This window comes from Amycolatopsis sp. WGS_07, assembly GCF_045278895.1.
Taxonomy (GTDB): domain Bacteria; phylum Actinomycetota; class Actinomycetes; order Mycobacteriales; family Pseudonocardiaceae; genus Amycolatopsis.
Genome location: NZ_CP136053.1, coordinates 3,441,647 through 3,454,822, shown reverse-complemented (window position 1 = coordinate 3,454,822; position 13,176 = coordinate 3,441,647). Strand labels below are relative to the sequence as shown.

The following is a 13,176-nucleotide window of genomic DNA, read 5'->3' as shown; positions in this document are numbered from 1 at the left end:
AAGCCACTCGTCGCGGTTGTGAAGCGATTCACAAAGCATGGGGGGAGTGTAGGACGTGAGTCACACTCTTGTCCCGAGGGGTTATGGACTAAGGCGGCCCTAACCTGCCCCCGGCGATCCCCAGGCCCACCCCCACCCGCAATCCCAAGACCAGCGGTAAAGGCCTCTTCAAGAACCAAGAGCCCCCGCCGCCCGGACTCGATCTTGTGACGTAACACACTGACCGGCCGGACAACCATTGCTCCACCCGGGTAACCACCGCACCCACCCGCCAAGGCACCCACACTCCCCCGCACCCCGATACGAAGCCAAAACGCGGCGCGGGGGTGCTTGTCAAGGCATCTTTCCCGCCTTGACAAGCACCCCCGCGCCGTAGTCACAATCGGGCTTCGGGGTGCCCCCACTCAAGTCCCGAGGCAAGGTCGCCGCCAGGCGACGAGCCGACAACTACCGAGGACGAGGCGTAACCCGAGCCAACGCCGCGATCAACCGATCAACCCCATCCCCACCACGAGCGTCATAACACCCGGAAAGCCCCTTGTACACCAAGGGAAGAATCTTATTAACCCGCAACCCATACTTAGTAGCCGCGTGCATGATCTTCGGCTTGCCAATCAACTTCGCGAACACATTCCCAAGCCGGTAATACCCACCCATCAGCTCGCCGACAGCCCGCGGATACCCCTCCAACGCCCGCTCCCGGGACGGCCCCTCCGGCCGAGCCAGCGCCTGCACCACAGCCTCAGCCGCGAGCTGCGCTGACTCCATCGCCGCCGAGATGCCTTCCCCGTTGAACGGGCTCACCATCCCGCCCGCATCCCCCAGCAGCAGCAGGCCGTCGCGATAGTGCGGAGTCCGGTTGAACCCCATCGGCAACCCGGCCCCGCCGACCTTGCCGATCGCGTTTTCCTCGCGGTAGCCCCACTCTTCGGGCGTGCTGTCGAGCCATTGCCGCAGCAACGCCCGGTAATCGGTGTTCCGGAAAGACGCCGACGTCGACAACATCCCGAGCCCGACGTTGACCGTCCCGTCGCCAAGCGGAAACGCCCACCCGTACCCAGGCAGCAGCTTCGGATCGCGCGGAGCAGACCGGTCCCACAGCTCCAGATGCCCCTCGATGAACGGGTCATCGTGCTTCGGGCTCTTGTAATACCGCCGCACAGCGACCCCCATCGGCCGCTTCTCGTTCTTGTCGATCCCCACGCTCAACGCAAGCCGCGCCGACACCCCGTCGCAAGCCAGCACCAACGGAGCCCGGTAACTAACCGGCGTCTTCTCCGGCCCGACCTTCGCTTCCACCCCGACCACCCGGCCGGACGCGTTCGTGATCGCGCCGGTGACCGTCGTGCGCTCGTACAACCGCGCCCCAGCCTTCACCGCGGTCTTCGCCAGCAGGTCATCGAAGTCCTGCCGAGTACGAGAAACGCCGTACGGCGGGTAGTCGGTGAGGTCCGGCCAGTCGAACTCAAGCGTCAGATCGCCAGTCAGGATCCGCAGGCCGCGGCTGCGCACCCAGCCCGCGTCCTCGCTGGTGTCGATCCCGAGGTCGATCAGCTGTTTGACCCCGCGCGGCGTGAGCCCGTCCCCGCACACCTTCTCGCGCGGGAACTCGGTCTTCTCCAGCAGCAGCACGTCCACGCCCGCCCGGGCGAGGTAGGTGGCCGCGGTCGAACCAGCCGGGCCCGCCCCGACCACGATCACTTCAGCGTCGTGGTCTGAGCTGTGGCGGCGCGAAGTCGTCATGCCGCCGAGTTTAGGCAGGCTTGCGCGCCCGGTGGATCGCGACGACGCCGAATGTGAGGTTCAGCCACTCCACCTCGGTCCAGCCGGCACTCGCGATGATCTCGCCGAGCCCGCGCTGATCGGGCCAGGCGAGCATCGATTCGGCCAGGTAGGAGTAGGCCTCGGGGTTCGTCGAGGACCGGCTGCCGACCCAGGTGAGCAGCTTCAGGATGAACCGCCGGTAGATGAACCGGATCGGGGCGAAGGTGGGCGTCGACACCTCGCAGATCACCAGCCTGCCGCCCGGTTTGACCACCCGCAGGATCTCCGTGAGCGCGCCCTTGGTGTCCACGAAGTTCCGCAGCGCCAGCGAGATCGTGACCGCGTCGAAGCTGTCGTCGGCGAACGGCAGGTGCATCGCGTCCGCCGCGACCATCGGCACCTTGCGGTGCAGGCCCGCCTTGAGCATCCCGACGGAGAAGTCGGCGGCGAGGCACCAGGCGCCGCCGCGTGCGTACTCGACGGTGGACACCCCGGTGCCCGCCGCCAGGTCGAGCACCTTCTCCCCCGGTTTGGCGTCCAGCACGCGCGCCGTGGTGGTGCGCCAGCGCCGGTCGAACCCGAACGTCATGAACGAGTTCGCCCGGTCGTAACCGGACGCGACGCCGTCGAACATCGCGGCGACTTCGTGCGGATCCTTGTCCAGGCTCGCTCGGGGCATGGGTCCGAGATTAGTCCGTCCGTGCCGCGCGGTCGCGCGGGAGCAGGACGCTGGCGGCGATCAGCCAGAGGAGCCCGCCGAACCGGCCCACCGGGATCAGCGGATACAGCGCCGGAGTCAGCAACGAAAGCGAGGCGAGGACGGCGGCCGCGGCGACCACCAGACCCACGATCGGCATCCAGCGCGGCAACAGCTTCAGGAACAACGCGGGCACCGCGATCCCGGCGATCAGCAACGCCAGCGGCACCACGAACCCGGGCCCGCCGGACGCGAACGCGAGGCTGGTCAACGCCCGCGCCACCGCCGGGGAGTCGCTGGCCTGCGCGGCCGTCCAGGTGATCAGGCCGCTCATCGCGAGCGCGGCCGCGGACAGCACGCCGCCGGTCAGCCCGATCACCGCGCCCGGTGCCGCGACCCCGAGCCGCCGCTGTCTGCGATAGGCCGTCGCAGCCCAAACCACCAGCGGAATCGACGCCCCGAACACCGCGAACGCGAGCAGCTGCACGACCCCTCGGTTGCCGCCGATGTACGCCGCGACCTCAGCCGCGCCTGAGTCCGGCCGGGTCCCCGCCGCGCCGAGCACGGCCGACGCGACGGTCAGCACCCCGAACGCCAGCGCCGGGGCCAGCAGCGGCGGGCCACCCTGCGTACGAGTCATGGTTGTCATGGCAAACCTCCAGGTCAGTTAGTTTCAATGCTAGAACGATTACACTGGCGTAATGGATTGTCAAGCGATACGGTTCAGGGCATGCAAGGACCTCCGGCGTTCGGCAGCGCCTTCCTGTTGGCCCAGCTGGGCGCGCACGCGACCGAGCGATTCGCCGAACGGATCGCCGACCTCGGCCTGACGCCGCCGCAGACCGGCCTGCTCCGCGCGATCGCGCGCCGCCCCGGCGAGAGCCAGCAGGTGCTGGCCGCCGAACTGGGCACGCCGCCGACCCGGCTGGTCGCCCTTGTCGACGGTTTGGAGCAGCAGGGCCTCATCGAACGCCGCCGCAATCCGCAAGACCGCCGTCTCTACGCGGTCTTCCTCAGCGACAAGGGCCAGGAAACGATGGCCGCACTGGCGAAAGCCGCTGCGGCGCACGAGGACGAGATGATGGCCGCACTGTCCACAGAGGAACGCGCCACCTTGCGCGGGCTGCTCGGCCGGGTCGCCGCGGATCGCGGGCTCGCCCCGGGCGTCCACCCCGGCTACCGCGGCTGACGCTGGTCAGCCGAGCGCGGCCAGCATCCCGCGTACCGAGTTCGGCCAAGCGAACTCCTCCGCCCGGGCCCGCGCGGCCGCTCGCCGAAGCTCCTCCGGGCTGTCCAGCAGCCCAGTCACCGCATTGGCAAACGCTGGCGCGTAGTCGTCGACCGCCGCCCCGCACCCGGGCCGCACGATCTCCCGCAGCGCAGACGACGCCGAAACCACCACCGGCGTCCCCGAAGCAAGCGCTTCCAACGCCGCCAGCCCGAACGTCTCATGCGGCCCAGGCGCCAGCGAAACGTCCGCGCTGGCCAGCAACCGAGCCACCTCGCCGCGCCCGGAAAGGAAGCCGAGGAACGTCACCGGCAACCCCCGGGCGCGCCGCTCCAACGCCCGCCGCCGGGGCCCGTCCCCCGCGATCACCAGTCGTACCCGCGCCCCGGACTCAGTCAGCTCGGCGACCGTATCCACGCTCCGCTCAACGTGTTTCTCCGGCGACAACCGACCACAATGGACAATCAACGCGTCCGCGTCGCCGGCTAAGGCCAGCCGCCAGCCGGAATCACGCATCGACGGCGCGAAGGTGGCCAGGTCGACTCCGAGTGGCACCCGCCGGACGTTCGGCGCGGCGATCCGCTCGAACTCCGCGTGCGCGAAGGCCGTCGTGCACACCACCGTGTCGTACGACGCCGCCATCCGCCGGTTGGCGACATCCGCGACGTGCCGGGCCATCGTCCCCGGCAGCAAAAACTGCTCCAGCAACCGGTCCAGCCGCTCGTGCGAGATCACCATGCTGGGCACGCCGTTCCGCCGCGCCCAGACGCCCATCCCCCGCAGCGTCAGCCGATCGGACACCTCCAGCCGGTCCGGCTCCAGCCGTCGCAGCACCGCGCGAACCCGCTGCGGATCGACCGCGCGATAGCCGCCGGTGCAGGGAATTTGCAAGGCGGGCAACGAATACCGGCACACCCCGGTCGGCAGGGTTTCCACCGCGTACCGCCGCCCCGGCACGACGAGCGTCACCCGGTGCCCGCTCGCGACGTACCCCGCGCCGAGGTGGTTCAGCGCGGTCCGCAGCCCGCCGGACCGCGGTCCGTAGAAGTTTGCCAGCTGGACGATGTGCATGGCTCAAGCCGCACGCGCGACTCGGCCCTGTACCGCTTCGTAGTGCCCGACCAGCTCCCGGCACACCGCGGGCCACGTCCGGCCCAAGACCACTTTCCGCGCCTTCTCGCCCAGCCTCGCGCGCAACGCCGCGTCACGCAGGTCATCGACCTTGGAAACCAGCGCCGGGCCGAACGATTCGCGATCGGCGGGCAGCAGGTAGCCGGTCCGGCCCGGCAGCACGAGGTCCTTGGGCCCGCCCGCGTCCGGCGCGAGTACCGGTAGCCCGGACGCCATCGCCTCCTGCACCGCTTGGCAGAACGTCTCGTGCGGGCCGGTGTGTACGAAGACATCGAGGCTCGCGTACGCGACCGACAGCTCGTCGCCGTACTTCGCGCCGAGGAAAGCCGCGCCAGGCAACCGTTCCCGCAACGCCGGCAGCTCCGGCCCATCACCGACGACGACCACGCGCACGCCCGGCATCCCGGCCAGCACGGTCAGCCGGTCGACCTCCTTCTCCGGCGCGAGCCGTCCGACGAAACCGACCAGCAGCTCGCCGTTCGGCGCGAGTTCCGCGCGCAACGCAGGATCCGCGTGCGCCGGGGAAAACCGGCTGATGTCGACGCCGCGCGCCCAGCGGTGCACGCGCGGAACCCCGTGCAGCTTCAGCTGTTCGATCGAGTCCGACGACGGCGCGAGCGTACGGTCGGCTCGCGAGTGCAGGCGGCGCACCCAGCGCCACGCGGCTCGCGCGCCGATGCCGAAGCCGTACGACGTGGCGAATCCGGCGATGTCGGTCTGGTAGACGGCGATCGACGGCACCCGCAGCCGTCTTGCCGCGGCGAGCCCGCGCGCGCCGACCACGAACGGCGAGGCCAGATGCACGACGTCCGGGCCGAAATCGGCCAGCGCGGTCAGCACGGTGCGCGTCGGCAGGCCGATCGGCAGCGAGTTCACGCCGGGGAAATCCAGCGCCGGAATGCGGACGACCGGGGCGCCGCGGTAACTCGCCGGGCCCGGCCCCGGCGCGACGACCAGCACGTCGTGCGCGGACTCGACCAGGTGCTCGACGACCCGCAGCACGGAGTTCGTCACGCCGTTCACCTGGGGCAGGAAACTTTCGGTGACTATGGCGACTCGCACCGCGTCACTGTCGCAAAACCGCAGGCGAGGCGGGCCAATCCCGCGTAACCGACCGGCCAACGGTGGCGAAACACTCCGCAGCGTCCGCGTCCGGGCGCCGGCCGTCGAAGAATTCGCGACGACATGTCATCTTCCGGTCGCGTCCCGGACACCAGGAACGCCCAGACTAAGCAGGCATGACCCTCTTGTCCTCCAGGCCGTCGCGGCCCGTGGAACCCGGGCTGCTCTCCCGAGCACTCGAGGTAGCCGGGCGGCTGGCGAACGACGCCACCGACGTGATCACCGCGACCGCGGGCCGCGGCGCGCACCCGGCGACGCTGGATTCGCCGTTCGACTGGGTCACCGACACCGACCGGATACTGGAGCGGCACACCCGCCGGGTGCTGACCGCGGAGTTCCCCGGAATCCCGGTGGTAGGCCACGAATTCGGCGCCGACCACGGCGCGGACGTCGCGGAGTACCGGTGGGTGGTCGACTCGGTGGACGGCACCGCGAACTACGTCGCCGGCGTGCCGTGGTGCGCCTACAGCCTCGCCCTGGTCGACGCGAGCGGCCCCGTGGTGGGCGTGGTCGCGGACCCGTACCGGGCGCAGATCTACGCCGCCGCCCGTGGTCGTGGTGCCCGAGCGAACGGAAAACCGCTGAAACTGGTGGACCGCGCCGGTACCGCCGGGGCGATCGTCTGCACGGAGCTGGCGCGGAAAGGCCCGTGGCCAGGGATGGGCGAGTTCATCGAACGAGCGGCGGCCGCGCATGCCGGAGTGCGGGTGCTTGGCTCGGCGGCGTTGTCGATCGCGCAGGTCGCGCTGGGCCACGCGGCCGCTGCGGTACTGCACAGCTACCACGAATGGGACGTGGCGGGCTCGGTCGCGATGGCGATCGAGGCGGGTGCGGTGGTGCTGGACAAGCACGGGGAGGACACCGCGCTGCCGACGGACGGGCTGCTGGTGGCCGCTCCGGGGGTCGCCGACGAGGTGCTCGGCTGGTGGCAGGAGACGGCGACCGTCGGTACCTGAGGTCCGTGAGGGGAACCCTGAGCGAATCAGTAGCCGTGGTCCCCCTCACAGCGGACCACGGCTACGACTCTGGAGGCGAAAGCTCGCCTTCGGAGGTGCGGGGCGCGTGCAGCGAGGAGTCGCTGCGTCGTGGGGCAGTGAGTTTGAAGCGGCCCCATGCGACTGAGAGAGGCCGATCGTACCGGTAGGTCAGCCAGACAAGGATCAGCAAAGTCAGGCAAATGATCCCGAGAATGAGCGCAAACAACTTCTGACCCCGCAAGCAGTTCGATATGCGTGGATCTGGTTTCGGGGCAAGCCCCGGGATACAGAAGACTTGGGAGGGAGACGGTAGCAGTCAGCCAGCTGAGCGCGCCAAGTCCGCCGCTGGCTGGGCAAGGCACCTGTCGGCCATGCGACGAGGGCGCGTACTCAGACCTTCGCGGGCACCGGCTCCGGAGCGGGCTGATCCCGTTTGATCAGCCTCCGCAGCCACCACAGCGACGGTCCCGCGACCAGCCACGTGATCAGCACCGTCAGGCCCACCGGCAGCAGCGTCAGCGTCGCCGTCCGGCCCGCGACCCTCGTCAGGTCCGGGTTGGTCGCGTCGTACTCGATCGCCACCAGTTGGCCGGCACCGAGGCCCGACGGGTACAGCACCCCGGTGGCCGGGCTGTGCACGATGCCGTCCGGGGTCTGGTACTGGATGATCGTGCGGTCGAAGGCCACCGACTCGACCGTCGCGTTCGCCGTGCCCAGGTGCGCTTCGATCGCGCTGTCGTTGCGGAACGCGGCGAACACCAGGCTCACGCACATCACTGTGAGCAGCACAGCTACGCCCAACACGGCGAACCATGCGATCCGCCGCGCCTTCACACTCCTGGCTGCCACACCGAGAGTTTAGTCGGGTGCGCCGACCAGCCCGGCACGCGGCAGCCAGTGCGCCCGGTAAAGCACGTGAAAGCAGTACGTGTTCACCAGCGCTCCAGCCGACCAATGCAGCTCCGAACATGCATGGTGCGGCGTTTCCTCCCCGGGAGCCGAACCCGGGGCTCGGAACGCGAGGTCGAAGATGTACTCCGCCGTGTACCGGAAGACCGCCGCACTGCCGGTCAGGAACATCGTGTCGGCGTGGATCCGGTCGTACAGCCGGTCCCGGGTCCGCCAGTGCGGCCACTCCGCCGGACGTCGATCAGCCGGAATCCGCACCGTATGCGGACGGGCCGGGCCGAGCGCCGCCCTCAGCCGCGGCCAGTGCGAGGCCCGCAGCTGCGCGGTGTGCTGGCTCAGCACGAGATCCAGCGGACGACCGGTGTACTCCGGCTCAGCGGGAGTCCGGCCAGCGCGCAACGGCAGATGGATGACCGTGTGCCGGGACCGCGCGGCCAGCAGCCACAGCACCCCGATCCGGTACGCCGCGCGGCGGTCGACGCACATTTGCGGATACCGGTCGTTTTCGTACAGCACCGCGGTATCCAGAACAGGATCAGGGCGCAGCACCCGCCACTCCCGGCCGTCGAGCCGGGCGTGGCGGAGCTGCGCCCGCACTTTCATGGCCACCGAATCCTCCTTCAGAGAGCGGAACTCTTCAGGATCCCGCAGCCATGCAAGCGAATTAGTGCCCGCCAGCCTCCGCCAGCGCGCGGTGAGTCGCCTGGATCTGGTCCCAGCCCTTCGGCTTCGCGTGCGCGGCGAAAGCCGTGACCGTCCCATTAGGACCAACCGCGGGCTTGCCCTTGGTGAACAGCCAGGTCTGGAACAGCTCCTGCAGCGGCTTGCCCGACACCTTCTCCGCGAGCGCCACGAACTCCGGGATCACCGCGGCCTTACCGGCCTTCGCCGCCTGCCACTGCTGAAGGATCGCGAAGAACGCCTCGTCGCCGACCTTGGTGCGCAACGCCTGCACGGCCATCGCGCCCCGGTCGTACACCGCGCGGTCGAACTGCTTCGGCTCGCTCGGGTCGCCCGGCAGGACCTGCCAGAACGGGTTGTCGGCGGCGTAGGAGTCGTACGCGTACTGCGCGAGTTCCGCGGTCGTGCCCTCGCCCTGGTGCTCGGTCCACAGGTACTCGGCGTAGGACGCGAAGCCCTCGTTGAGCCAGATGTCGCTCCACTTGCCGAGCGAAACGCTGTCGCCGAACCACTGATGCGCGTTCTCGTGCGCGATCAGCGTCGTGTTGGCACCGGCGGCGAAGTTGCGCGCGCCGTAGGTCGGCCGGGTCTGGTTTTCCAGCGAGAAGGTGATCCCGCTGGTCACGACCCCGCCCTCGGCCTCGAACGGATACGGCCCGAACTGCGACGCCAGGAACTCGTTGACCTCCGGCGTCCGTTCCACGCTCGCCTTGGCCGCGTCGAGGGATTCCCCGAGATCCGAACCGTAGGCGGTGATGAACGGCTTGCCGTCCGGCGTGGTGGACTGGACCACGTCGTACTTGCCGACGATGAACGACGTCAGGTAGGTCGCCTGCGGTTTGGTGCTGCGCCAGTTCCACCGCGTCCAGCCGGCGCGCTTCTTGGTCTTGCGCACGAGCGTGCCGTTCGTGATGGCGGAGAGGCCGTCCGGGGCCTCGATCGACACGTCGTAAGTCGCTTTGTCGGTGGGGTGGTCGTTGGAGGGGAACCACCACTGCGCGCTCTGCGGCTCGTCGACGCCCAGCGCGCCGAAAGCGCCCTTCTTCCACGTGTTCAGTCCGCCGACCTTCTCCGTCGACGGGCTGTCGGAGTAGCTCACGACGACCGTCGCGGACTGGCCCTTGAGCAGCGGCTGCGCCGGGGTGATCACCAGCTCGCCGTCGCCGTTCTGGTTGGTGAACTGCGCCGGCCGGTTGTTCACCAGCACCTTCGACGCCTTGAGCGCGAAGTCCAGATCAAACCGCGAAAGGTCCTGCGTCGCGGTGAGCAGCAGCGTCGTGGTGCCCGACAGGACGTCGGTCTCCGGCTGGTAGCTCACGCGGATGTCGTAGTGCTGCACGTCGGTGCCGCCGTTGCCGGCGTTGGGGTAGTACGGGTCGCCGACACCCGGCGAGCCCGGTGCCGGTGCTGCCGAAGCGGTGCCAGCCAGCAGCACCGTCGCGACTCCAGCCGCAACCGCCCCGATCCCGGCCCGAGTTCTCGATCGCATTGTTCCTCCAAGGTGGCCAATGCGACCGAACGTAGCCACGTGGGCACCGCACAGGTACGTCCGAAGGACGGGTTCTTACCCACTGGGAAGATCACCCGGATTCGGCGATCCACCACGCGACGGCGATCGGAATGCCGTACAGGATCGGGCCCGCGTACAGGCCCGGCCACGGCCCCCAGCCGCGCCGCACGGCCAGCCCGGCCATCGCGAACGACCCGGCGATCGCGGCGAACCAGCCGACCCACGGCAGCGAGGCGACCGTCTGCTGCCCGGCCGCGCTGCAGATGGCCCGGCTGTCCCCGGCAAAACAGCTGTCGCTGGCCATCACCAGGAACGACGAGAAATACGAGCACACCAGCCCGACCAGGGCCAGCGCCGCCACCGCCGCGCTGAACCAGGCCCACCGGCCGCGCGGGCGCAGGTCCGCCTCGTTCACGAAATCCCCCATTTTCGACCGGCCCCCGCCGGTTAAACCGTCCCCACCGCTTCCGCGACCGCGGACTTCAGCCGCGAGTGGAGATTCCGGTGCTGCGCCCGGTCGACCCGGACCTCGACCACCCGAAGGCCCGGCGCTGGCCGCAGCGCGGCACGAAACTCTTCGACCGTCTCAGCCACGACGTGCGGCACCCGGTAACCCGCGCAGAGCGCGCCCAGATCCGCGCCGTGCGGCGTGCCGAAGACGCGCTCGAAGCTCGCCGAGTGTTCCGGCGCACCCTGTTCCAGCAGCGAGAAAATGCCGCCGCCATCGTCGTTCAGCACCACGATCGTCAGGTCCGGCAGCTGCTCCGCGGGCCCGGTGAGCAGGCCGGACGCGTCATGCAGGAAGGTCAGATCGCCGAGCAGCGCGTACGACGGCGCGCGGTGCACGGTGGCCGCGCCGATGGCCGTCGACACCGTGCCGTCGATCCCCGCGACGCCGCGGTTGCGGTGCACCAGAACGTCCGGACGCAGCCGCCCGGCCAGCGCGACGTCTCGCGTCGGGTTCGACGAACCGACCACCAGCAGCGCGCCTTCCGGCAGCGCGTCGACCAGCTCAGTGGCCACCCGCACGCCGCTCGGCCACGGCTCGGCGGCCAGCGCCGCGGAAACCGCCTGGCTGGCGGCCGCGTCCGCGCGCTGCCAGCTCGCGAGCCACTCCGGGTCGGCGGGCTTCGTCGGTTCGGCGAACCACTGCCCCACCTGGCGGACGTTGTGCGCGGGAGCGGGCCAGTCCGAATCCGGGCGCACCAGCAGCACCTCGACCTCGGGATCCGACAGCACCTTCTGCACCTGCCGGAACACCGTCGGACGGCCGAGGCACAGCACCTGCTCGGGACGGTGCCGCGAGATGAACTCCTCGACGCCGAGCAGCCAGGCACCGGACGACATCGCGGTCGCGCCGGACAGGCCGAGCCCGCCGGTCTCGGAAACCACTGGCCAGCCGTGCTGTTCGGCCCATTCGCTGGCCGCCTGCGCGCCGGTGTCGCACGCGATCACCAGGCCGTGCCGCGCCGACGGCACCACGAACGAGGGCAGCGCGCCGAAGTCCGGCAGCTCGGTCCAGCGTTCGCCGTCCGGGCGGCCTTCGAGCGATTCGTACCACTCGCCGTCATCGTCGAGGTCCGGTACCAGCGGCTCGCGGAACGGGATGTTCAAGTGCACCGGACCGCAGCGCCATTCGCCGTACGCGGCGTTCCACGCGCGGCAGATCTGGCTGCGCCAGTAGGAGTTCTGGCCGGCACGGCGTTCGGCGACGGCCAGCTCGTCGAAGTAGCGGACCGCGTCGCCGTACAGCTCGTACTGGTTGATCACCTGGCTCGCGCCCGCGGAACGCAGCTCCGGCGGACGGTCGGCGGTGAGCACGATCAGCGGCACGCCCGCCCGGTCGGCCTCCAGCACGGCCGGGTGAAAGTTCGCCGCCGCGGTGCCGGAGGTGCAGACCACCGCGGCTGGACGGCCGGTACGCGCCGCGATGCCGAGCGCGAGGAAGGCCGCGCCCCGTTCGTCGATGCGGACATGCAGCTTCAGCCGTCCGGAAGCGGCCGCGTCGTAAAGCGCGATGGACAGCGGCGCGTTGCGAGATCCTGGACACAGCACGACGTGCGAAACGGTGTTGCGGACGAGTTCGTCGACGATGACCCTGGCCTGCGCGGTGGACGGGTTCACCGGCGGACCTCCGCGTGCGCGCCGTCCGGCTGGCCCTCATCGGGTGAGGCGGCATCAGGCACAGCGATCATGTCCACAGGTCCTATTCTCCCAAACGTGGATGACGCCCGAGTTTCCGAGCTGTTCGACCCCGCCGCCTGGTCCGAGGTCGAAGGGTTCTCCTTCACCGACATCACCTACCACCGCTCGCGTGAGGCCCGCTCCGGCAAACGGGTGGTCCGGATCGCTTTCGACCGTCCGGAGGTCCGCAACGCCTTCCGTCCGCACACCGTCGACGAGCTGTACCGGGCGCTCGACCACGCCCGGATGAGTTCGGACGTCGGGTGCGTCCTGCTCACCGGCAACGGCCCTTCGCCGAAGGACGGCGGCTGGGCGTTCTGCTCCGGCGGTGACCAGCGTATTCGCGGACGGTCCGGGTATCAGTACGCGAGCGGGGAGACCTCGGACACGGTCGACCCGGCGCGAGCGGGGCGGCTGCACATCCTCGAGGTGCAGCGGTTGATCCGGTTCATGCCGAAACCCGTGGTCGCCGTAGTGCCCGGATGGGCCGCGGGCGGCGGGCACTCGCTGCACGTCGTGTGCGATCTCACCCTCGCCTCGGCCGAGCACGCGCGGTTCAAGCAGACCGACGCGGACGTCGGCTCGTTCGACGCCGGCTACGGCTCGGCCGGACTCGCCCGGCAGGTCGGGCAGAAATTCGCGCGGGAGATCTTCTTCCTCGGCCGCGACTACACCGCCGAGCAGATGCACCGGATGGGCGCGGTCAACGAGGTCGTGCCGCACGCCGAGCTGGAGCGGGTCGCGCTCGAATGGGGCTGGACGATCGTCGGCAAGTCGCCGACCGCGCAGCGGATGCTGAAGTACGCGTTCAACGCGATCGACGACGGGCTCGTCGGACAGCAGCTGTTCGCCGGCGAAACCACCCGGCTGGCGTACATGCAGGACGAGGCCGTCGAAGGCCGCGACGCGTTCCTGGAAAAGCGCGACCCGGACTGGACCGACTACCCGTACTACTACTGAGAAGGGCGTCCCA

The 13,176-nt window shown here is 69.7% G+C and carries 13 protein-coding genes; 3 read left to right on the top strand and 10 right to left on the bottom strand.

Annotated features, from left to right (window positions below; genetic code table 11):
• Positions 1-447 precede the first annotated feature (447 nt).
• Genes RPX00_RS16445 through RPX00_RS16435 form a run of 3 tightly spaced genes read right to left on the bottom strand, consistent with a single transcriptional unit; the run spans position 448 to position 3,101 of the window.
• A complete protein-coding gene (locus RPX00_RS16445; RefSeq protein ID WP_406640390.1) occupies positions 448-1,743 on the bottom strand; it encodes a geranylgeranyl reductase family protein in 1,296 nt (431 codons plus the stop codon).
• A gap of 10 nt (positions 1,744-1,753) precedes the next feature.
• Positions 1,754-2,443: a demethylmenaquinone methyltransferase gene (locus RPX00_RS16440; RefSeq protein WP_406640389.1), complete on the bottom strand. Its 690-nt coding sequence runs from the start codon at positions 2,441-2,443 to the stop codon at positions 1,754-1,756.
• Positions 2,444-2,453: 10 nt separating this feature from the next.
• Positions 2,454-3,101, bottom strand: a complete 648-nt coding sequence (locus tag RPX00_RS16435; protein ID WP_406640388.1) for a DUF4386 domain-containing protein — start codon at positions 3,099-3,101, stop codon at positions 2,454-2,456.
• Between the two features lie 90 nt (positions 3,102-3,191).
• Here RPX00_RS16435 and RPX00_RS16430 point away from each other — a divergent pair, with 90 nt between their 5' ends.
• Positions 3,192-3,650: a MarR family winged helix-turn-helix transcriptional regulator gene (locus RPX00_RS16430; protein ID WP_406640387.1), complete on the top strand. Its 459-nt coding sequence runs from the start codon at positions 3,192-3,194 to the stop codon at positions 3,648-3,650.
• A gap of 6 nt (positions 3,651-3,656) precedes the next feature.
• Here RPX00_RS16430 and RPX00_RS16425 read toward each other — a convergent pair whose 3' ends face one another.
• Both RPX00_RS16425 and RPX00_RS16420 read right to left on the bottom strand, forming a co-directional pair.
• Positions 3,657-4,760, bottom strand: a complete 1,104-nt coding sequence (locus RPX00_RS16425) for a glycosyltransferase (RefSeq protein WP_406640386.1) — start codon at positions 4,758-4,760, stop codon at positions 3,657-3,659.
• 3 nt (positions 4,761-4,763) lie between these two features.
• Positions 4,764-5,834: a glycosyltransferase family 1 protein gene (locus RPX00_RS16420; protein WP_312878653.1), complete on the bottom strand. Its 1,071-nt coding sequence runs from the start codon at positions 5,832-5,834 to the stop codon at positions 4,764-4,766.
• A gap of 224 nt (positions 5,835-6,058) precedes the next feature.
• Here RPX00_RS16420 and RPX00_RS16415 point away from each other — a divergent pair, with 224 nt between their 5' ends.
• Positions 6,059-6,898, top strand: a complete 840-nt coding sequence (locus RPX00_RS16415; protein ID WP_406640385.1) for an inositol monophosphatase family protein — start codon at positions 6,059-6,061, stop codon at positions 6,896-6,898.
• A gap of 411 nt (positions 6,899-7,309) precedes the next feature.
• Here RPX00_RS16415 and RPX00_RS16410 read toward each other — a convergent pair whose 3' ends face one another.
• From RPX00_RS16410 to menD, 5 genes are all read right to left on the bottom strand, one after another.
• Entirely contained in the window at positions 7,310-7,768 is a 459-nt protein-coding gene (locus RPX00_RS16410; protein WP_406640384.1) for a DUF3592 domain-containing protein, read from the bottom strand.
• A 9-nt stretch (positions 7,769-7,777) separates the two neighbouring features.
• Positions 7,778-8,437, bottom strand: coding sequence for a hypothetical protein (locus RPX00_RS16405; RefSeq protein WP_406640383.1), 660 nt, complete (start codon positions 8,435-8,437; stop codon positions 7,778-7,780).
• 55 nt (positions 8,438-8,492) lie between these two features.
• Entirely contained in the window at positions 8,493-9,998 is a 1,506-nt protein-coding gene (locus RPX00_RS16400; RefSeq protein WP_406640382.1) for a M1 family metallopeptidase, read from the bottom strand.
• A 91-nt stretch (positions 9,999-10,089) separates the two neighbouring features.
• Positions 10,090-10,434: a hypothetical protein gene (locus RPX00_RS16395; protein WP_406640381.1), complete on the bottom strand. Its 345-nt coding sequence runs from the start codon at positions 10,432-10,434 to the stop codon at positions 10,090-10,092.
• Positions 10,435-10,466: 32 nt separating this feature from the next.
• Positions 10,467-12,143, bottom strand: a complete 1,677-nt coding sequence (gene menD, locus RPX00_RS16390; RefSeq protein WP_406640380.1) for a 2-succinyl-5-enolpyruvyl-6-hydroxy-3-cyclohexene-1-carboxylic-acid synthase — start codon at positions 12,141-12,143, stop codon at positions 10,467-10,469.
• A 96-nt stretch (positions 12,144-12,239) separates the two neighbouring features.
• Between menD and RPX00_RS16385 the strand changes: the two genes are divergently transcribed.
• Entirely contained in the window at positions 12,240-13,163 is a 924-nt protein-coding gene (locus RPX00_RS16385; RefSeq protein ID WP_378301236.1) for a 1,4-dihydroxy-2-naphthoyl-CoA synthase, read from the top strand.
• Positions 13,164-13,176: the final 13 nt, after the last annotated feature.